Consider the following 18,783-nt stretch of genomic DNA (forward strand, 5'->3'; position numbering starts at 1 on the left):
TATTAGCGATAGGATAAGGATTTAGCGATGCGTTTAAGTACCAACATGATTTATCACCAACGCTTACAAGACATGAACAGTGCTCAAGCGCGTTGGATGGATGCAGGAAGTCAATTAGCTTCTGGTAAGCGTGTAAGCAAGCCTTCTGATGACCCTCAAGCGTCTTCGCAAGCGGTGCGGATTAACCAGTCAGAGAACCGAAATCAACAGTATGTTGCCAGTCGTGGGTTTGCCAAAACAGGAATGACGCTGCAGATGAGTATTTTGACTCAGATGACAGATGTGACGACGCAAATTGATACCACCATTATTCAGGCATCAAACCAAGGTGCTTTAAGCGATAAAGACCGTAATACTTTGGCTGAGCAACTCACGGGTTTGAAAGAACAATTAGTGGCGTTAGGTAATTCGACTGATGGGAATGGTCGATATATTTTCGCAGGTTTTAAATCAGATAAACCGCCATTTGAAATTGATGCTAACGGTGATGTGTTGTATCACGGTGGCGATAAAGCGATTATGCAGAATGTGGCGAGTGACCGTGAGATGACGACTTATTTCACTGGCGCACAAGTGTTTGAAACCGATAGCAATAATGTGGTCAATATTTTTAAAGCGCTGAACACCGGTATCGAATCACTGAAAAAGCCATTGCAAGGCGCACCACAAGCAGATTTAGACCAAGCGCAAACTGAGTTAGGTGAAGCGAACCGAGCCATCAAGTCCGCATTAGATCAAATTTCTAATATTGAAGCTAAGCAAGGCTTACAATTACAAGAAATTGATAAATTAGATTTTTTAGCGGATACGCGCTCGATTCAAAATGCGGCCCGCAAAAGTGAGTTGTTAGAAACTAACTGGACTGGCACCACCACAGATTATTATAAAGAAAAAGCGATGTTTGAAGCCTCACAAAGTATTTTTAAAGACTTAAACAGCATGTCACTTTTCGGCAGCCGTTAATTATTTAATATTCTTTTTACTCACCGCGCTTTGGAGTGATCCAAGCGCGGTTTTTTTGAGCTTTAAAAATGCTATGTTAGACAATATGTTATAGATTTGATGTAAAAAATTTGAATTAATGTTTTATTACGCAATAAACTTTAATAATTAAATGATAATATGTATTATTCTCATTTGAGTGTTTTGTGATATAGGAGATTTATGCGAGTTTTTAAGGTAAATACTAAATGGGTTTTCACTATTATTGTTTTATTAGGAGCTATTCCTTTAGCTGCAATATGGCTAAATGTGTTCTCAAATTCTACTGTAACTAATATTAATAACTGGTTGGGTGAGTTACCTGTAATTTACTCAGATAAATTTCCAAATGAAAGCTACATGTCAGCATTATATTGTAAAATAACTCCTTTAATTTCTGTGTTATATTACATACTTATGTGGAACTCTATAGAAATAAAAAAAGAACACTTTAAGTTATACAATGATGGAATTCTCACGCTAATTTTTGGTTATTTAAGTTCTATTTTTATTATCGGTATAATGACATATATAAATTATTTCTTAGATTATAATATATCATCTGGAAATAAAAAATTAAGTTCAATCTCTGCATTCGAATTTACTTCTTTCATTTATTATTATGCGATTTTTATTTCTATATTCATTGTTACTTGTTTGGCCATAAATGCATTTATATTTTTACCTGTAAAATATAAATTAAAAAGATGGGGATAAAATTTCCCCTTTCTTTCTTCTAGAATTTAGTTAGCCAAGGGAATAAGCTCTTTGTTGACAGCATCAGCAAAGTTAGCATCAATAAAAGATGTAACCACACTTGTTAGTACAATAGTAGCTACAGAAATGGCTGTTGCTGAAAGGGTAAATGGTAATAATAAGCTTAAACTTCCAGCGGTAAATGCTAATACAATTGGTGTTGCTACTCCAGCTAAAGCCATAGCTTCAACTTCTAAAAGTAAAGGTTTCCAGTCACCAGTTTCAAAACCTTCTTCAACTTTGTTTTTTATTTTATCAAATTTTAAAAATTTATCAGCAATTTTAAAGGTAGTTCCTAATTTATATAAATTTTCAGATAATTTTTTTCCGTCAACTGCCTTAATCGCTTGAGTTATGGCGGGGAGATCTTTTTTATGGATGTTAAGATAAGGATTGCTGAGTGATTTTCCTAGAATTCTTAATGCATCATTTGTGTTTTTTATTTTTTTACCTTTAAATGTATTTAATTCATTAATGATTTTATTAGATGTAGACTTATATTTATCACCAAAAAACTTAGATGCTTTTTCACCTACATCTGTCATTATTTCTGATGCAGACTTAATTGCCTCATTTGTTTGTAATTTTTCAATCTCATTTTTAACTTTACTCTGAATTTTTTTTAAGTCATTATCAGCTTGACTTCTAGCTATAGCTTCATTAATAAGGGTATCTAATGCTGAATAACTTTCAAGATCTTGAGGCATCTTCTTGTAAAACTCTTTAGAAGCATCATTGAAGTTGCCTTTTTTAATTGCCTCTATCATTTTTGGGTAGTTTTTAATGTTTTTAGTGCCACCTAAAGTATTTAAGTACGTTAAAACCGTAGCCGTTTTAGGGTTTATTTTACTAAATATTGTACTTTTAATATCCCTGTCAATGTATTGAACCCTCCCATTCGCCACTCTTCTATGTAATAGATCAAATAGGTTCATATACTTTGAGAACATTTCATTTCTAATTTTTTTAGTAGGAATAATACCATTCTTATGAAGGGTATTAGCGAGTTGGTTTTCTACTTTATTACGGTATTCATCATAAACTCTAACGAATGGAACACCAACACTCATACTTTTTACCATTGCCTTCTTTACATCTTGCTCATTGGGGCTTTTTAATAATTCCTCGCATAGTTTTCTGAAATAAATACATTTCGGCTCACCACATACAGGGCAGATCATGTCAGGTTTCATGCAATATACATTAGCAGCATCACTTAACGAAATATTACCATGTGCTGTGGGAGCGATTCCATCGTATATCAAATTATCACGGAAACTACTATGTGGGGTAACTACCATTACATCATTCATCTGATTTCCTCTTTATGAAAATATAAATAAATTACAATATTTAAATACATTCATTAAAGAAATGAAACAATACACAAAATATAATGACACTTATTAAAAAATTATATTTTTAAATAAATAATTTTTTATTTTGTTTATTAAAATATTAATGAGAAGTCAATGATGTGAGAGAATGGCTATTGTGACATGTTCAGAGCGACACTGGCATATAAATTTACTTGCGAAAATAAATTAATTTTATACCTAAATTTTAGTTAGGTTTAGTATTGGGTATTTACTGAGACTGTCATTAGATAGTTTAGAAATGTATCAAATAATAGGTGATATTTACAACTATACTAGTTGCTTTTAATATAGACTACAAATAGGAAATTAAATCAGTTTTTCTTGGGCTACTTTAATTATTAAATTCGAAAAATTACTTTGATAATTAATTAATTGATTAATTATCTATTCTCAAACAAACAAATTAAACATCAATGATAGCTGCTCAAATGCTTGGTGGATAAGCCGTTCCGTGTAGCGGGGAAGTATGGAAATAATCACCCCTAACATACTGATACCGATGGTTAATGTAAGGGGGAAACCTACTACAAACACGGATAGCTGTGGGGTCATTCGGTTTAGAATACCGAGAGCAAGGTTAAGAATGAGAAATAGTGTAATGAACGGCAGTGCTAGCATTAACCCATTAATAAATATAGTGTTAGCAAATTGAGCAAATACCCAAAAACCATCGCGATTTAATGGTGCGGTTTGAATTGGGAGCAGTTCAAATGAATTGACCACAATATAAATAAGCCACAAGTGCCCATCGAAAGCGAGAAACAATAAAAGGGTGATGACGTTAAATATACGACCTAAAATAGGCATATTGGGTCCACCTGTTGGGTCAAAAAAGGTGGCGAACGATAACCCCATTTGTAAACCAATCACTTCCCCCGCATGACGCACGGCAGCAAATGCCATTTGCATTGTGAGCCCCATCGCAACACCAATCACCATTTGCTGCACGATAACCCATAATCCCATAGCAGAGAATAGAGGAATATTCACGACAGGAAGTTGTGGGGAAACAATCAACACAACAAAAAAGGCCAGAGCGACACGAACTTTGGTAATTGCCTGTTTTTCATTAAAAAAGGGCGCTGTACCAAGCAGCGCCAAAAGGCGTATGAAAGGGTAAAAACCTTGGCTTAGCCACAGCGTGAGTGTTTCACTGGTAATGGTTAGCATTGTTAGCCAATAATAAACGGTAAGTTGCTAAGCAATGACCGCATATAGTCGGTAAGCAGATTCAGCATCCAGGGCCCTGCAATAATAATCACAGAAATAACCGACAAAATTTTAGGGATAAAAGATAGCGTCATTTCATTCACTTGCGTGGCGGCTTGCAGTAAGCTGATAATTAAACCCGCCGCTAAAGCGGCTAATAACAAAGGGGCAGCTAGCATCAGCGCAATTTTCATCGCTTCAGTTCCCATCGCCATTACTGATTCAGGTGTCATAACTACTCCGAGTAAAATAATCCTAATTAAAAAAGCTTTGCGATAATGAGCCAAGCAATAGTTGCCAACCATCAACTAATACAAACAACATTAATTTGAATGGCAAGGAAACTGTTGCGGGGGGAACCATCATCATCCCTAATGCCATTAAGACACTGGCAACGACTAAGTCGATGATTAAAAATGGAATAAAAATAGTAAAACCAATTTGGAATGCGGTTTTTAGTTCGCTGGTAATAAAGGCTGGGACTAAAATACGTAATGGAACATCTTTCGCTTCTTGAATTTCACCTACCTTGGCTATTCTTGCGAATAGGGCTAAGTCGGATTCGCGTGTTTGCCCTAACATAAAGGTTCTTAACGGTGCTGTCCCTTTCTCTAAAGCGGTTTCGAGGCTAATTTTGTCTTCGCTAAAAGGCTGGTAGGCTTCACGATACACTTGGTCGGCAACGGGTGACATCACAAAAAAGGTCAAAAACAGTGCTAAACCCAATAAGACTTGGTTCGGTGGAGCGGAGGGCGTTCCGAGCGCGTTACGCAATAAACCTAAAACAATAATGATGCGAGTAAAACTGGTCATCATTAATAATAAGGCGGGAATAAAGCCCAATAAGGTCAAAAATAAAAGCGTTTGAACAGGTAAAGACCAAGTTTGTCCGCCATCAGCCATTGAATGGCTAATAACAGCTGGTAGTGCCGCAGAAGCGGAGTTTGGCAATAAAAACAAGAGGGTAGTAATCGTGAGTAAAGATTTTAGAGGTAACATGAGCCCTTCCGATTACTTATGCATAAGTGTAACTGAAGCCGCACATTTTGCAGCCTCTTGTTTTTTCTTTAATAAAGACTGAAAGGTGAGCGGTTCAGTTGGCAATGTCTCAGTGACTTCAGGTGCAGCCGGGTATTGGTGTAAGAGGCTGATATTTTGTGTGGTAACACCTAATACCAAACACTCATTATTCACCTCAACAACCACAACGCGTTCTTTATTACCTAATGAGCAACGGCTTTTGACTTTTACGATTTGCTCCTTGCCCATTTTTTGGGGAGCAAATCCTAATTTTTTCACCAACCAAGCACCTGCTAGTATCAATAAAATGATCCCCCCTAAAGCCCCTGATATCTGCGTTAAGCTATCATTGTGGTCAATAGCAGGAGTATTAGGTTCACCAGAGGAAACGGTTGTTGATAAAAAAGGCACAGATATCGGTGCCTGCTCAGTTTGATTGGGTATTGCCATTATCAGCGACTCACGAAGTTAATTAACGACTTAAACGGCGCATACGTTCGGAAGGCGTAATGATGTCAGTAATACGAATACCGTAATTATCTGAAACCACGACCACTTCTCCCTGCGCAATTAAATAGCCATTGATTAAAATATCCAGTGGCTCACCCGCTAAGCCATCCAGTGAAACCACAGAGCCTTGGGATAAGCTCAGTAGTTTTTTAATGGTCATTTTAGTGCGCCCCAATTCAACTGAAAGACGGACAGGAATGTCCATGATCATATCGATATCAGACAGTTGATTTAGCGGGTTTTGTCCATCAAAGTTGTCGAAAGCCTGTGCACCAGCTGAGGCGGATTCCGCTTTTTTTTGCTGTTCCAGCGCTTCAGCCCACAGGTCTTCACTGTCGTGATTGGTTGATGCATCAGGAGAGTTCTTCGCCTCACTCATTGGTACTTTCCTCATCTAGAGTGTTTAATACAGGGTTAATCAAATGTTCTACACGCAATGCATACTGGCCATTTTGAGTACCGTATTGACTGGTTAATACGGGAACGCCATCAACATTAACGATGAGGCGGTCAGGTTTCTCAATTGGGATCACATCCCCTTTTTGCAGTTGCAGTAAGCGAGAAATTCGCATTGGAATGTCAACAAAGTTGGCAACCAACTCAAGTTCAGAACGTTTCACTTGGGTGACAAGGTTGGTGACCCAAGTTTCATTTTCTTGGTGGCCTTGTTCCATTGGTGGGTTTATTAAACGTTCACGTAATGGCTCAATCATGGCGATCGGAATACAAATACTGAATTCACCAACGGTATTGCCTATCTCCACTAAAAACGGTGTGGTAACGACAATGTCATTAGGGGAGGTGGTGATATTAGTGAATTTGACTTGGATTTCAGAACGTACATATTCCACTTCAATATCAGCGATTGGCTTCCAAGCATCGCGATAAGCCCCTAAGGCTAACTTGAGCATGCGATTGATAATGCGTTGTTCAGTATTGGTAAACTCTTTACCTTCTTGCCGTACAGGAAAGCGGCCGTCTCCACCAAACAGATTATCGACAGCGATGTAAACTAATGCGGGCTCAAAGGTAAACAGTGCCGTACCCCGTAAAGGCGGCATATGGATTAAGTTTAAGTTAGTTGGTACGGGTAAATTACGCGCAAACTCATGGTAAGGTTCAATTTTAATACCGCCCACCGTAATATCTGGGCTGCGACGTAACATATTGAACAAACCCATACGGAACTGGCGAGCAAAACGTTCATTAATGATTTCGAGAGACTGCATTCGCTCCCTAATAACTCGACGTTGAGTATTCGGGTCGTAAGGGCGAACATTATCTTTCCCTTGAGTCTCTGGCACAGGCGTATTGCTTGATGGTGCATCATCATTAAGCAGCGCATCAATTTCGGCCTGAGATAAAATATTATCGCTCATGAATATTACCGCAGAATAAAAGTAGTAAATAACACATCAGAAATATCCTGATCGGTATCACCTGGGATCAGGGTAGGGGTGAGCGTTTGCTTGATATCTTTCATTAACTGCAACTTACCTTCATGCGTCTCAATATTTTTTGCTTTTTGCTCTGAAAGTAGCAGTAACAAACGGCTACGCACTTCAGGGAGGTATTCATGAAGTTGTTTGCGCGATTTTTCGTTCGCAAGTCGCAAAGTCACATGGATATAAAGCACACGATCAGGTGCATTAGCTGCACCTGCCAAATTGACGGTAAATGGCTCTAACTCCATAAAAATGGGTTGTGGCATGTTTGGGCGCTTTTCTTCCTCACTCGCCGTTTGCGTGCCTTGTTGTGTCGTCCACCAGGTATAACCCCCAAACCCTGCGCCAGCAAGGGCAAGAAGGGCAAATAGAATAAGCAACCCTTTGTTGGAACTTTTTGATTTTTTGCTCGACGACATTTAGCTGAATTCCTGTTTCTTGGATGCTAAACCCAAATGGGTTTTTACGTTATGATCTCTAGCATTATGGCTTGGTTGCCAAGAGTTAAAGGAGTGAAAAACGAAACAAAAAGGCGGTAACTCGGCGCTTTAGCTAGGAAATTACCGCGATTCGTTTGTTTTTTATGCAAAAGTGTTAATGCCACCTTGTCTTGATGCTACATTTTTAGGTGAAACAGTGGCATTTGCTTCGCTGATACCAACAGCACCAACGGATGGATGTGTCGCTTGAATTTGGCCATCGTTTTGGTGCGCATTTTGCTGCGAGCTATCGGATTGCTGGTTCAAGTTATCTTGGCCAACAGAGCCTTGAGCAAGATGAATACCACTTTCTTGTAGCGCACTGCGTAGCACTGGCATCATGGATTCCATGGCAGCACGTACATGACTATGTGGAGAGACAAAATGCATTACTGCTTGGTTATCTTCGATGCGTAAATGCACATTTAGTGAACCTAACTCTTCAGGGTGCAAACGAATTTGTGCTTGAGACACCCCTTGGCGAGAGAAAAATAACATATGTTGGCTTAATTGCTGCTGCCACGCTTCGCTACCTAATTGGCTGGCTAAATGCATGGTTGGAGCTGCTGTTGGCGCATTTATGGTTGCCGCTTGGGCTGTTGATGTCGTTGGCATCATGCTAACTGGCGCGGTCGTTGTATGCTGTGAGGATGTGGTGGTAAAGGCGCCCGTTTCAGTTTGTAGTGTAAATGCGCCTTTCGCGGTTTGGTTCAGGGCCTCACTTGAAACATTTTGTAGGTTTAATACTGGGCCTTTATCACTCACTTTTTTATTCAATGGCATGAAATCAGCAGTTAAATTTTTACTGCGTATATCTCGTGGGTTATCAAGGGGAAAAAGAGGCTGGTCACGACGTTCTTCTTTTTCATTCTTAATAAATACCCCAAGTTCTGGGCCATCTTCTTCGCCTGCGATTTGTTGCTGTGAACCTTCCAGATGTTTGGCATCATCTTCATTAATGATGCCATCTGCATTATCCGTTAGGTGCTGCATTTTTTGGGTAAATGCGCCTAAAACCGAGTGTGCTTCTGTTTTAATAGTTGTATTTGCCGTTGCTTGTACTTGGCCAGTTAATGACTGTTTTAGGCTATTTAACCACGCTTGCTCGTTAGCATCTTTGCCTGTTAATAACTCAGTGTTAAGTGCAGTTTGCACGCTATCAGCACGCAAGTTACGGCTAAAGTTCAGTTGCTCAATGGCATTTTCAGCCGTTTTTTGCCCAACCTTGGTTTGTTCAATCGTTTCTTTACTCGCTATTGCCAGTTTGTTATCAACAATGCCTTTGTTAAGTGCTTCTTCATTGATCGGTTGATTAGTGACATTTTGTTTTTCAATCGGTTGCTGGTTATCAAGCATGGCTTGAAAGGGGAGTGCAGGGGCTTGATTTTCATCAGCGCGCGATTCATTTTGTTGTATATTGCCATTTTTAGTCGATGATGCGGTTGGCACATTCAGGGCGTTGATGTCCATTTATTGAGGTCTCCGTAAAGTCGCTCGTTGAGCAAATTCATCCATTTGCTTTTGTTCTAAGCGGTTTTGACGTTGGTATTCAGTATGTTCAGCACGTTGAATTAACGTATCGAACGCGTTGACACGCTGTTGTTTTTCTTGCCAATGGCGGTTAGCTTCGTTAACGCGTTGCTCCCATAAATTCAGTTGTTGCTGCTGTTGCTCAATGGTCAGTTCCAATGTGACCAAAAATTGCTGATAATTCTGCCACTTATCCGATTCCATACCCGTATGCAAGGTTTGGTTGAGTTTTTGACGATATTCGGATTGGTAGTTTTCCAACATATTTAGTTGCTGCGCCATTTGGGTGTGGGTTTGGCGCACTTGAGCTAACACTTTCGCCGCTTCTTCCGAGGCTTCAACAGCTAAGGTGAGTAATGTTGTTAAGGCATTATTTTGGGCCATTTATCCCCTCGTTATTCGTTGGGAACCACTTGAGTCAACTGTTCGCATGCGGTTTGATAATCACATCGCTCATCAATATCTTGCTGCAAGAACTTCGACATCCGTGGGTAATATTGAATTGCTGTATCCAACATGGGGTCACTGCCCATGGCGTACGCACCGACGTTAATTAAATCTCGGTTGCGTTGATAACTAGACGTTAACTGCTTGAAACGTTGAATTTTTCGGTAATGCTCTTTAGGAATGAGCTCCGTCATTGCTCGGCTGATGGATGCCTCGACATCAATCGCAGGGTAGTGCCCTGACTCTGCCAGTGAACGTGAAAGAACAATATGGCCATCCAAAATGGCGCGAGCCGAGTCAGCAATTGGGTCTTGTTGGTCATCCCCTTCCGTTAAAACGGTATAGAACGCGGTAATTGACCCACCATTTTTCCCATTCCCTGCACGCTCAACTAATGCTGGTAATTTGGCAAATACAGAAGGCGGATAGCCTTTCGTTGCTGGTGGTTCACCTACGGCTAAGGCAATTTCCCGTTGTGCCATGCTGTAGCGGGTGAGTGAATCCATAATCAACAGCACACTTAAACCTTTATCGCGAAAATATTCAGCGATACGAGTGGCATAAGAGGCGCCTTGCATGCGCAATAAAGGGGACACATCGGCTGGTGCTGCAACGACAACAGCACGTTTTAAGCCATCAGCCCCTAAAATATTTTCAATGAAATCTTTGACTTCACGACCACGTTCACCGATCAACCCGACTACGATAATATCGGCTTGTGTAAAGCGTGCCATCATGCCAAGTAACACGCTTTTCCCCACACCAGAGCCTGCAAATAGCCCCATGCGCTGGCCTCGACCAACCGTTAATAACGCATTGATTGCACGAACGCCGACATCCAATACACTGCTAATGGGCGTTCGCTCCAATGGGTTAATTGGTGGAGTGATTAACGGAGCACGTGTTTTTACCTCCAATGGGCCTTTTCCGTCTAATGGATTACCTTGCGCGTCAAGTACTCTGCCTAATAACTCATTACCAATGGGTAATAGGCGGCTAGTTTGCCCGTCATCGCCGGTTGATTGCGCATAAACACGTGCACCAGGTGCAATTCCTTCAAGGTCAGCAAGGGGCATCAATAACATTCTTGGGCCGTTAAAACCGACAACTTCACATACCACTTCGTCTGAACCGCCATTAATAGAGCGCTCAATAAAGCAGGTTGCCCCTAAAGGCATTTTAATACCTTCGGCTTCCATCACTAAGCCAGTGATTTTTGTGAGGCGGCCATAACGACGCACCATCGGGATCCCTTTCATCCGCGATTCTAAATCGTCCAACGAGGCAATCCAGCGTCCCAATCGTGCCGTCATGAAAAGCTCTCCGGTGCATATAAACGACACAATTCTTGCCAGCGTGTCGCCACAGTCATATCAATTTCACCGTCTTCTGCGACGACTCGGCAACCACCGATATGCAGTTTAGGGTCAGCCACTAAGCGCCAGCCATTCAAGTTGAGTAGGGAACCGAGATGCTGCTCGATTAATTCAAAATGATTTGGGTTGACGTGCAGCTCAGGTTGCCCAGCAAAAATTGGTTTTTGTTGGAGTAACTGGCTGATTTCCTCCAACAATGCAGTGCCATCACAAACGGTGGATTGACCTAAAACTTGCTTAGCCGCAGTCAACGCTATCTGCAACAGTTTAGTGGTCACCACCGTATCAAAGGTATCGAGAGAATAATTGAATTCAGACAGCAGTTTTTGCCATGTTTCAATCACAGGTTGTTGCAAAGCAAGTGCCTGCTCACGCCCTTGTTCTTCTCCAGCTCGTAAGCCTTGCTCAAAACCAGCTTGGTAACCTTCTTGCTGGCCTTTTTCATGCCCTTGTTGGTAACCCGTCCGCTGTGCATCTTCCTTGATGTTATCGAGCAAATTAATTTGCTCTAACACTTCTTTTGGTTCAAGGCACGGGACTTTTGGCGCGTCAGGCTCAGGAACATCACTTAATGCAGGAATGCCTGAGTTGAGATCCCATTGATTAAGCTCACGAAGCTGCCAAGGCTGCCATTGGTCATTTGGAATTGTTGACTTAGACATAGACGTCGTCTCCACCACCTATAGCGATTTCGCCTTTTTCGACTAAACGACGAACGATAAGTAAAATGGCTTTTTGTTCGTTTTCCACTTGAGACATACGCACAGGAGAACGTGATTCCAAATCGTCGCGCACGATTTCTGCAGCGCGAGCGGCCATATTGTTGAGGAAGTGGTCACGTAGTGCTTGGTTGCTGCCTTTGAGGGCAATAACCAGCGAGTCTGTCGAAACATCCTGCAAAATACGTTGAATGCTGCGGTTGTCCACCTCGATAAGGTTTTCGAATAGGAACATTTCGTCAATAATACGTTGAGCAAGCTCACCATCGTAATCACGCATTGCATCGATAACGCTTTCTTCTTGCTGGCTTTTCATCAGGTTGATGATTTCTGCCGCAGTTCTCACGCCACCCATTTTACTGCGTTTGAGGTTTTGGCCATCCAGTAAGTTGTTCAATACTTCGGTCAATTCCGCCAATGCAGCAGGTTGGACACCACCAAAGGTGGCGATACGTAGCATAATATCGTTGCGTTGGCGCTCTTCGAATAATTCGAGGACATCCGCTGCAAGATTGCGTTTTAAGTGAACCAAAATAGTCGCGATAATTTGCGGATGTTCATCACGGATAATATCGGCAACGGTTTGGGGTTCCATATAGTTGAGGCTTTCGATCCCTGACGTGGTTTCTTGTTTTTCAAAGATGTCCTCAAGTAAGCTTGCGGCGCGTTCTTCGCCAAGTGCTTTCACCAATACAGAACGCAGATAGTCATTCGTGTTGATATTGAGAGCCGCGAATTGAATCGCTGACTCTTCAAATTCAGTTAATACTTCTGCCAATTCATTATTTGAGATTTGGCGCATGTTTGACACTGCCATACTCAATTGCTGAACTTCTTTAGGATTCAGGTGCTTAAATACTTCCGCAGCCTGATCTTCACCGAGCGTCATTAACATCACGGCACTTTTTTCTGTTCCACTTAAACTCATTGGGATTTTCCTAACCACTGACGGATAACCATTGCCACGATTTGTGGGTCTTTTTCTGCCATTTCACGGATACGTTGGCTTTGGATCTCAGCACTAACACGTTGACGAGTCAGGCGACGGCGTGTTTGCTCATCCATTTCTTCATCAATCGCTTCATCAACCACGAGCGGGGTTTTCAGTTGTGTGGCAACAAAAACCTCGGCTTCAGCTTGGGCTTGTTGTGCTTTACGGTATTTAACCCATTGAGGTTTGATACCGAAACGCCACATAAACCAAGCAATAATGGCAATAAGCAGTATTTTTCCGTAATCCAGTAACTGAGCAATAAATTGTGGGCTTTCAAGTAACGAAGGTGTTTCTTCAACCGGAGCCTCATTGGTAAACAATGAATTAGTAATGTTGAGAGAATCCCCACGTGCAGTGGAAAAGCCCATTGCTTCGCGTGTCAATGCTTCAATTTGTTGCAGCATCTCTGGTGGCAATGGCTTCATTTCTGGACCATTTTCACCATCTTGTGAATGGTAATTGACAATAACTGCGACCGAGAGCCTATCGACGACACCAATTTGCCGTTGAGTGTGACTAATTTTGCGATCTACTTCGTAATTTGTGGTTTCATCGCTTTGCGAGTTCGAGACGCTATTACGGTTATTCGCCGTTTGAGCGCCATCTTTATTGTCTTTATTGGTTTCAATAGGTGCACTTGGTGCACTAACGGGTTGATTTGAAAGCGCACCTGGCACTCCACCGGTTCCGCCATTGTTATTTTGCATACTTTGGCTGTTTTGGCGGGAACGAATAGCCGCACTATCTGGCGTTTGGTTGGGCTTATATTCCTCTGAAGTTTGTTCGACTTTCGAGAAATCCATTTGCGCGGTGACTTGGGCATGAATATTGGCACGACCGACTAACGGCGACAGAATATCTTCTATGCGCTGTTTGAGATGAGACTCCATCTCTTTAGTCATTTTGATTTGTGCGCTGTTTGCCGATTGCTGGCTATTATCGTTATTGGTGAGTAAGCGACCCGCTTGGTCAACAATAATGACATTACTAGCGGTTAGGCCTGTTACGCTACTTGATACCATATGGACAATGGCGCTGATTTGCCCTTCATCAAGCATTCTTCCCGGTAGTAAACCGACCGTCACAGAAGCCGTTGGTAGCTTTTGCTCACGCACAAATAAGGTGGGTTTAGGAATTGCTAAATGCACCCGAGCACTTTGTACTGGGCTTAGGGACTCAATAGTACGAGAGAGTTCACCCTCTAATGCACGTTGGTAATTGATTTGCTCACTAAATTGGCTGATACCGAATTGTTCTTTATCTAATAATTCAAAACCAGTATTGCCACCTTTAGGTAAACCTGATTGAGCGAGCTTTAAACGTAATTCATGCACTTTATCTGCAGGAACTAAAATAGCGCTACCATTATCAGCAATTTGATATGGCACATTCATCTGAGTTAGCTGGCCAACAATATCGCCACCATCTTTAGCACTTAAATTGCTAAGAAGTACACGGTAGTCAGGGCTGCGTAGCCAGAGGAGAAGGGCGACAATAATTGAAACAGCCGCAGCCGCCGCAATCATTAACGGTATTTTAGGATCAGCTTTAATCCTTTCAACTATAGAGGCAAAACCCTTTTTGGCCTCCCCCGTGTCTTTAGATGCGGCACTCATAAATATTCCCTGCTTGGCAGACTACTAGACGGATGAAAATACTTTTGGTGAAACAATGTTATTTCCCTCTTCGTAACGTCACTTTTTCACTTTGCTATTATTTCTTGTTTTAAGGGGTTCTAATGACGGAATCAGCCTATAAAATTGGTGTTATTTATCGGCTTCAAGTTAAAAAGGGTGTGATAGGGTAAGCTAGCCAATATAGGTTAGTGAAAAATTCACATTAATTTAATAAGAAGAGAATCGAATGACAGTTCAAGCGATTGAAGGGGTTATTTCACAATTAAATGTCGTGGCAACCCAAGCCACTAACCCAATTAAACCCGTAATAGAGCCAGTTGGATTTGCTGATCACCTAGTTGCTTCCGTAAATCAAATTAATAAAACACGTAATGATTCAGCTAAGCAAGTTGAAAACTTCACGTTAGGAAAGCAAGATATTTCCTTAAATGACGTGATGGTTGATATGCAAAAAGCAAGTTTAAGTTTACAAATGGGAATTCAAGTACGTAATAAGCTAGTGGCGGCGTATCAAGAAATTATGTCTATGCCAGTATGATTTTACTATCTATTTGAATGTAATAAATTAATTGATTTTTTAGTACTCTGTTGGGAAAGTAATGGGGTAATTTTTTATTGCCAATAATAATCGGTTCGCATATTTTAATTCGATGATTGAGCATAGGAATAACAGTATGAAACGATTTATTGATAAGTATTTTGTTATGGTTTCGTTCGTTATTGTTGGGTTATCATTTGTATTTGCTGGTGGGCTTCCGTTTGACCCAACTGAAAAAAGTAGTCAATCATAACTGTAATGGATTACAAGATTTAAAAGCTGCGTGATGCGGCTTTTTTGTTATCTTAAATCCTACTTTATATATTGTTATTGTGAATTATCAATGGTCATTTTACCAAAGTAGTATCCAAATAATGATTTAGATAAATGATAAATATCGGTATCATGATTAAGTGTTTTTACTTAATTACTGTATTGGAAAAATAAAGGCCATTATGAAAGTAATCTCTTCGCTATTTTGTCTATTTTTAATTACGGGTTGTACATTTACGCCTTCTTTCGAGCCTGATAAACCAACATGGCCAAAGCCACATAAAGACGCCCGTTCATCCGAACAAAAAAGAGCCGATAGAGAAGCGGTACATGAGCAACAGCGAGCGGTGATGAGGGGCGAAAGGCCTGATTATGGTGTTTTTGATAGGTATTAAACCTGAAGATGTTTTCTTTTAGGTTCGGATAAATAGCAAACTATTTGTTTCTTGAATTGATGTGAAAATAAAATTTGCCATTTGGTTATAAGTGTGGCTTAATATGCTCACTGGTTTGGAAGTACAGGCCTATTTATGTTAGTCAGTTTTAAGATGTTCACCATTAAGCGTTATCTCAGATACCACTTCATTGCGAATTCCTTCTAATTAATTCCCATAAGTACCACAAGAACAAACCGCAACATGCCTTATGGCAATTTTAAAAAATTAAAGGAAATTCTATGTCTAATACAATGACTGGTACAGTAAAATGGTTTAACGATGATAAAGGTTTTGGTTTTATCACTCCTGCAGACGGCAGCAAAGATGTATTTGTTCACTTTTCTGCAATTCAAAGTGATAACTTCAAATCATTAGCAGAAGGCCAACAAGTTTCATTCACCATTGAAAATGGTGCTAAAGGCCCAGCAGCAGCTAACGTTATCGCTAAATAACGATAAACGAATCGCTAAGCATTCAAAAACCTCGCTAAATGCGAGGTTTTTTCGTTTTATCGTCTATTATCTTCAATAAATATAGAGTTAATATTATAAAAGTTGTTTGATAAAATAATTCGCACCATCACGAATTGCTTCATCTGATATTTGCATCATGCGAGAGTAATGTAAGAAAGCATGCAAAGTTCCTGGGTACATTTTATATTCACAAGATATATTGTTAGCGTCGAGTGTTCGGAATAAAGCCAAGCTATCATCTAATAGCGGGTCAAATTCTGCACTAGCAATAAAGCAAGGTGGAATATCATTGGTTAAGTCATTATTGAATAAGCAGTAATAAGGGGCTTCTCTATCACCATTTTCCCCGAGATAGGCATTATCATAATTTTCTAAGTCTTCTTTTTGTAACCCATCCCATTCCCCACCATATAGCCGCCGACTGATTGAATCCTGTAAGCCATAAAGCCCATACCACAATAAAACGGATTTAATATTGGCACTTTCTATAGTGTTATCACGCAACCAAAGTATAGAAGCAAGAGATAACATTGCGCCAGCTGAGTCACCTGCAAAGCCAGTTTGTTGCATATTGATATTATGCTCTGCGGCATTTTGTTGATAATACTGGTAAACGGTGGATATTTCTTCAATGGCTTGGGGGTAACGAGCTTCAGGGGATAACGAATAATCTATTCCAATAACGGTACAGCCTGAATAACAGGCTAGTAACCGCATTATGCGGTCATGAGTTTGTAAATTACCTAAAATAAACCCGCCTCCGTGAATATAAAATAAAGTTGCTGGTGGTGACTTCAGGGGTTGAAATAGACGAGTCAAAATATTGCCATATTGAGTTGGTATTTGAATATCGTAAATATTGTGCATCATTGGCGCTTCTGCATTCCAATATTTTCTATCTTCAATATACGCTTGTCGCATTCCGTAATAGCTGGTGTCAATAGGGGAAGGGGATGGGTTTTCTGCATAAAATTGCATTACAGATTGCATTTCAGGTGAAATGTGGTCTAACACATTAATTTTATTTTTCGGGTTCATTATGCTCTCCTAGCTGGATGGCTTCCATTGTAAAAGAGAGGCATAATTAAATTGTGATCCTGTTAGCCAATATTAAAATGTTCTGTATTTCAATAGAGTAAGGTTTAGGAATTTATAGGCTCTTTAATTTATATACCAAACGGCGAAACTGTCACCGTTTGGTATATATGTCAGTTCTAGTCGAGGTAGCTAATATTTAAGGATGATGGTTGTTAGCCATCATTTAGCTGCTCTTTGTATGGCTTCGCCACCTGCTTCTATATCTTCACCAACACCTTTGGTGGTGTTGCATGCGCTTAAAGAGAATACGACAGCTAATGAACAGGCTAAAAAGCAAATTTTTTTAATCATATCTTCTTCCTTTCGTTACATTCAGTTATAGGTCTTAAGATATTCTTATTCAAGTATAGCAGAGGAATGAAAGTGTGTTTTTCAAACGATTCTGATTTTACGTTCTAGCCATGTAAATTTAATTAGTTTATTACGCTTTTATTTCACTTTTGATTGGTTTAATAGTCTAAGTTATCAATTAATAAAAGAAAAACATATTGGTACTTAGAAAAGGTTTTACTTTTTTATTGATAATATAAGGATGCAGAAAAATCTGAATTTCACTATATGATTATATTAAAAAGAATTAATTCGACTGATGTTTGACCAGTTGTATAAGCTTTATTAATCTAAATTGGAATTTCAAGTCCGAATTTTATCATTTTATTAACAAACTTATCATTATTATATTTGTGGGTATAAGTAAGGGTACTTAGTTTAATGTTTGACTAATTACTAGTTAAATCAAAATGTTATGTATTGCTGTTAGACAATTTTAATGTAATATCGAATCTGTTTGAAATTCCCTTGGTTTCATTGATTTATTTAAACCGCCATATTGGCGGTTTTTTTTAGTTTTTATCCGATAAGTACTTTTTAAATAACCAAAGCCCACTTTTTTTCATTGCAAAGCCAAATAGCACACCGATTAATAGTGATTGAATCGTTACCAACCAAGCACTTTCAGCCGCAAAAATAGTACAGGTACCCACAAACGTGCCTGGTATATAAGAAAGCCACTGTTTTTTAGCTTGCATACACATCAAAAAGGCAACAATACCCGTAACAAAGTACCCAACAAAATGAGGTAAGTGTTGCAGGTAGTCACCGCTATGCAGGATCACCAACCCCCAAACTACACCGCTACTGACGGTTAGTGCAGTAATACCTAATCCTTTAAGCCCATCTTTGGGGTAAGCAAAATACGCAGTACAGCCTAAAAAGCCGGCCCAGCCGATTAACCCTAAGCTATCTGCAACCCAAGCCCATATACCGGAGAGAATGGCGGTTGTTAAAGAAAGAGAGAATAATAATTTCACAATTTGTACTTTACGTTATGGTTATTTGTTAACAATGAGATTGGTGAATGTTTGTTAGTCCACCAGTTAGTTACAGAATCCACTCGTTACAAAAGCAATTAATTATAAAGCTAAGTTGTAACGATTCAGCTATCTTGTTATTCAAGAACCATCTAGAGAGTTTCAAGTATTG

General features: G+C 39.9%; 22 protein-coding genes. 5 read left to right on the forward strand and 17 right to left on the reverse strand.

Annotated elements, in window-relative coordinates:
* The first annotated feature begins 27 nt into the window (after positions 1-27).
* A complete protein-coding gene (flgL, locus tag PSE83_RS00560) occupies positions 28-963 on the forward strand; it encodes a flagellar hook-associated protein FlgL (protein ID WP_164565361.1) in 936 nt (311 codons plus the stop codon).
* 201 nt (positions 964-1,164) lie between these two features.
* Positions 1,165-1,698 (forward strand): colicin immunity protein Cui, encoded by a 534-nt coding sequence (cui, locus tag PSE83_RS00565; RefSeq protein WP_272660585.1) that lies wholly within the window; start codon positions 1,165-1,167, stop codon positions 1,696-1,698.
* 26 nt (positions 1,699-1,724) lie between these two features.
* Here cui and PSE83_RS00570 read toward each other — a convergent pair whose 3' ends face one another.
* From PSE83_RS00570 to fliF, 14 genes are all read right to left on the reverse strand, one after another.
* The gene (locus PSE83_RS00570; protein WP_004255635.1) at positions 1,725-3,050 is read right to left on the reverse strand and encodes a colicin-like pore-forming protein; all 1,326 of its coding nucleotides are present in this window, start codon (positions 3,048-3,050) and stop codon (positions 1,725-1,727) included.
* Between the two features lie 456 nt (positions 3,051-3,506).
* Complete coding sequence (gene fliR, locus PSE83_RS00575) at positions 3,507-4,286, reverse strand: flagellar biosynthetic protein FliR (protein ID WP_102139614.1); 780 nt, start codon at positions 4,284-4,286, stop codon at positions 3,507-3,509.
* 2 nt (positions 4,287-4,288) lie between these two features.
* Positions 4,289-4,558 (reverse strand): flagellar biosynthesis protein FliQ, encoded by a 270-nt coding sequence (fliQ, locus tag PSE83_RS00580; protein ID WP_004255630.1) that lies wholly within the window; start codon positions 4,556-4,558, stop codon positions 4,289-4,291.
* 22 nt (positions 4,559-4,580) lie between these two features.
* Complete coding sequence (fliP, locus tag PSE83_RS00585; RefSeq protein ID WP_036957850.1) at positions 4,581-5,324, reverse strand: flagellar type III secretion system pore protein FliP; 744 nt, start codon at positions 5,322-5,324, stop codon at positions 4,581-4,583.
* Between the two features lie 12 nt (positions 5,325-5,336).
* On the reverse strand, positions 5,337-5,795 hold the full coding sequence (fliO, locus tag PSE83_RS00590) for a flagellar biosynthetic protein FliO (protein WP_004255624.1): 459 nt from the start codon (positions 5,793-5,795) through the stop codon (positions 5,337-5,339).
* 22 nt (positions 5,796-5,817) lie between these two features.
* The gene (gene fliN / locus PSE83_RS00595; RefSeq protein ID WP_004255621.1) at positions 5,818-6,234 is read right to left on the reverse strand and encodes a flagellar motor switch protein FliN; all 417 of its coding nucleotides are present in this window, start codon (positions 6,232-6,234) and stop codon (positions 5,818-5,820) included.
* Positions 6,227-7,234: a flagellar motor switch protein FliM gene (gene fliM, locus PSE83_RS00600; RefSeq protein WP_004255619.1), complete on the reverse strand. Its 1,008-nt coding sequence runs from the start codon at positions 7,232-7,234 to the stop codon at positions 6,227-6,229. Before fliM ends, fliN begins: the two co-directional genes overlap by 8 nt.
* Before the next feature lie 5 nt (positions 7,235-7,239).
* Positions 7,240-7,719 carry a flagellar basal body-associated protein FliL gene (gene fliL / locus PSE83_RS00605; RefSeq protein ID WP_004255615.1) on the reverse strand — a complete coding sequence of 160 codons (480 nt, stop codon included), beginning with the start codon at positions 7,717-7,719 and terminating at the stop codon, positions 7,240-7,242.
* Between the two features lie 162 nt (positions 7,720-7,881).
* On the reverse strand, positions 7,882-9,249 hold the full coding sequence (locus tag PSE83_RS00610; RefSeq protein ID WP_004255613.1) for a flagellar hook-length control protein FliK: 1,368 nt from the start codon (positions 9,247-9,249) through the stop codon (positions 7,882-7,884).
* Positions 9,250-9,693 (reverse strand): flagellar export protein FliJ, encoded by a 444-nt coding sequence (fliJ, locus tag PSE83_RS00615; RefSeq protein ID WP_004255609.1) that lies wholly within the window; start codon positions 9,691-9,693, stop codon positions 9,250-9,252.
* An 11-nt stretch (positions 9,694-9,704) separates the two neighbouring features.
* A complete protein-coding gene (gene fliI, locus PSE83_RS00620) occupies positions 9,705-11,069 on the reverse strand; it encodes a flagellar protein export ATPase FliI (protein ID WP_004909909.1) in 1,365 nt (454 codons plus the stop codon).
* The gene (gene fliH / locus PSE83_RS00625; RefSeq protein ID WP_004255603.1) at positions 11,066-11,794 is read right to left on the reverse strand and encodes a flagellar assembly protein FliH; all 729 of its coding nucleotides are present in this window, start codon (positions 11,792-11,794) and stop codon (positions 11,066-11,068) included. The genes fliI and fliH overlap by 4 nt, the downstream gene beginning before the upstream one ends.
* Positions 11,787-12,779 carry a flagellar motor switch protein FliG gene (gene fliG, locus PSE83_RS00630; RefSeq protein ID WP_004255600.1) on the reverse strand — a complete coding sequence of 331 codons (993 nt, stop codon included), beginning with the start codon at positions 12,777-12,779 and terminating at the stop codon, positions 11,787-11,789. The genes fliH and fliG overlap by 8 nt, the downstream gene beginning before the upstream one ends.
* Entirely contained in the window at positions 12,776-14,461 is a 1,686-nt protein-coding gene (gene fliF, locus PSE83_RS00635) for a flagellar basal-body MS-ring/collar protein FliF (RefSeq protein WP_198633440.1), read from the reverse strand. Before fliF ends, fliG begins: the two co-directional genes overlap by 4 nt.
* Positions 14,462-14,708: 247 nt before the next feature.
* On the opposite strand from fliF, the gene fliE reads away from it, so the two are divergent.
* The 3 genes from fliE (at position 14,709) to cspE (ending at position 16,182) form a co-directional block, all read left to right on the forward strand.
* Complete coding sequence (gene fliE, locus PSE83_RS00640; protein WP_004255594.1) at positions 14,709-15,020, forward strand: flagellar hook-basal body complex protein FliE; 312 nt, start codon at positions 14,709-14,711, stop codon at positions 15,018-15,020.
* A gap of 455 nt (positions 15,021-15,475) precedes the next feature.
* The gene (locus tag PSE83_RS00645; RefSeq protein WP_071585855.1) at positions 15,476-15,688 is read left to right on the forward strand and encodes an AAA family ATPase; all 213 of its coding nucleotides are present in this window, start codon (positions 15,476-15,478) and stop codon (positions 15,686-15,688) included.
* Between the two features lie 281 nt (positions 15,689-15,969).
* Entirely contained in the window at positions 15,970-16,182 is a 213-nt protein-coding gene (gene cspE, locus PSE83_RS00650; RefSeq protein ID WP_036957846.1) for a transcription antiterminator/RNA stability regulator CspE, read from the forward strand.
* A 93-nt stretch (positions 16,183-16,275) separates the two neighbouring features.
* On the opposite strand, the gene aes is transcribed toward cspE, so the two are convergent.
* From aes to PSE83_RS00665, 3 genes are all read right to left on the reverse strand, one after another.
* The gene (gene aes, locus PSE83_RS00655; protein ID WP_004255582.1) at positions 16,276-17,241 is read right to left on the reverse strand and encodes an acetyl esterase; all 966 of its coding nucleotides are present in this window, start codon (positions 17,239-17,241) and stop codon (positions 16,276-16,278) included.
* 219 nt (positions 17,242-17,460) lie between these two features.
* The gene (locus PSE83_RS00660) at positions 17,461-17,592 is read right to left on the reverse strand and encodes an entericidin A/B family lipoprotein (protein WP_004255580.1); all 132 of its coding nucleotides are present in this window, start codon (positions 17,590-17,592) and stop codon (positions 17,461-17,463) included.
* A 551-nt stretch (positions 17,593-18,143) separates the two neighbouring features.
* Positions 18,144-18,611 (reverse strand): DUF1097 domain-containing protein, encoded by a 468-nt coding sequence (locus tag PSE83_RS00665; protein WP_004255576.1) that lies wholly within the window; start codon positions 18,609-18,611, stop codon positions 18,144-18,146.
* Positions 18,612-18,783 lie beyond the last annotated feature (172 nt).

The sequence above is a fragment of the Providencia sp. PROV150 genome, assembly GCF_028481025.1.
In the GTDB taxonomy this organism is placed as follows: Bacteria; Pseudomonadota; Gammaproteobacteria; order Enterobacterales; family Enterobacteriaceae; genus Providencia; species Providencia hangzhouensis.

Coding starts and splice junctions, on each gene's coding strand:
- flgL (WP_164565361.1), top strand. CDS start 28: ATGCGTTTAAGTACCAACATGATTTATCACCAACGCTTACAAGACATG.
- cui (WP_272660585.1), top strand. CDS start 1,165: ATGCGAGTTTTTAAGGTAAATACTAAATGGGTTTTCACTATTATTGTT.
- PSE83_RS00570 (WP_004255635.1), bottom strand. CDS start 3,050: ATGAATGATGTAATGGTAGTTACCCCACATAGTAGTTTCCGTGATAAT.
- fliR (WP_102139614.1), bottom strand. CDS start 4,286: ATGCTAACCATTACCAGTGAAACACTCACGCTGTGGCTAAGCCAAGGT.
- fliQ (WP_004255630.1), bottom strand. CDS start 4,558: ATGACACCTGAATCAGTAATGGCGATGGGAACTGAAGCGATGAAAATT.
- fliP (WP_036957850.1), bottom strand. CDS start 5,324: ATGTTACCTCTAAAATCTTTACTCACGATTACTACCCTCTTGTTTTTA.
- fliO (WP_004255624.1), bottom strand. CDS start 5,795: ATGGCAATACCCAATCAAACTGAGCAGGCACCGATATCTGTGCCTTTT.
- fliN (WP_004255621.1), bottom strand. CDS start 6,234: ATGAGTGAGGCGAAGAACTCTCCTGATGCATCAACCAATCACGACAGT.
- fliM (WP_004255619.1), bottom strand. CDS start 7,234: ATGAGCGATAATATTTTATCTCAGGCCGAAATTGATGCGCTGCTTAAT.
- fliL (WP_004255615.1), bottom strand. CDS start 7,719: ATGTCGTCGAGCAAAAAATCAAAAAGTTCCAACAAAGGGTTGCTTATT.
- PSE83_RS00610 (WP_004255613.1), bottom strand. CDS start 9,249: ATGGACATCAACGCCCTGAATGTGCCAACCGCATCATCGACTAAAAAT.
- fliJ (WP_004255609.1), bottom strand. CDS start 9,693: ATGGCCCAAAATAATGCCTTAACAACATTACTCACCTTAGCTGTTGAA.
- fliI (WP_004909909.1), bottom strand. CDS start 11,069: ATGACGGCACGATTGGGACGCTGGATTGCCTCGTTGGACGATTTAGAA.
- fliH (WP_004255603.1), bottom strand. CDS start 11,794: ATGTCTAAGTCAACAATTCCAAATGACCAATGGCAGCCTTGGCAGCTT.
- fliG (WP_004255600.1), bottom strand. CDS start 12,779: ATGAGTTTAAGTGGAACAGAAAAAAGTGCCGTGATGTTAATGACGCTC.
- fliF (WP_198633440.1), bottom strand. CDS start 14,461: ATGAGTGCCGCATCTAAAGACACGGGGGAGGCCAAAAAGGGTTTTGCC.
- fliE (WP_004255594.1), top strand. CDS start 14,709: ATGACAGTTCAAGCGATTGAAGGGGTTATTTCACAATTAAATGTCGTG.
- PSE83_RS00645 (WP_071585855.1), top strand. CDS start 15,476: ATGAAAGTAATCTCTTCGCTATTTTGTCTATTTTTAATTACGGGTTGT.
- cspE (WP_036957846.1), top strand. CDS start 15,970: ATGTCTAATACAATGACTGGTACAGTAAAATGGTTTAACGATGATAAA.
- aes (WP_004255582.1), bottom strand. CDS start 17,241: ATGAACCCGAAAAATAAAATTAATGTGTTAGACCACATTTCACCTGAA.
- PSE83_RS00660 (WP_004255580.1), bottom strand. CDS start 17,592: ATGATTAAAAAAATTTGCTTTTTAGCCTGTTCATTAGCTGTCGTATTC.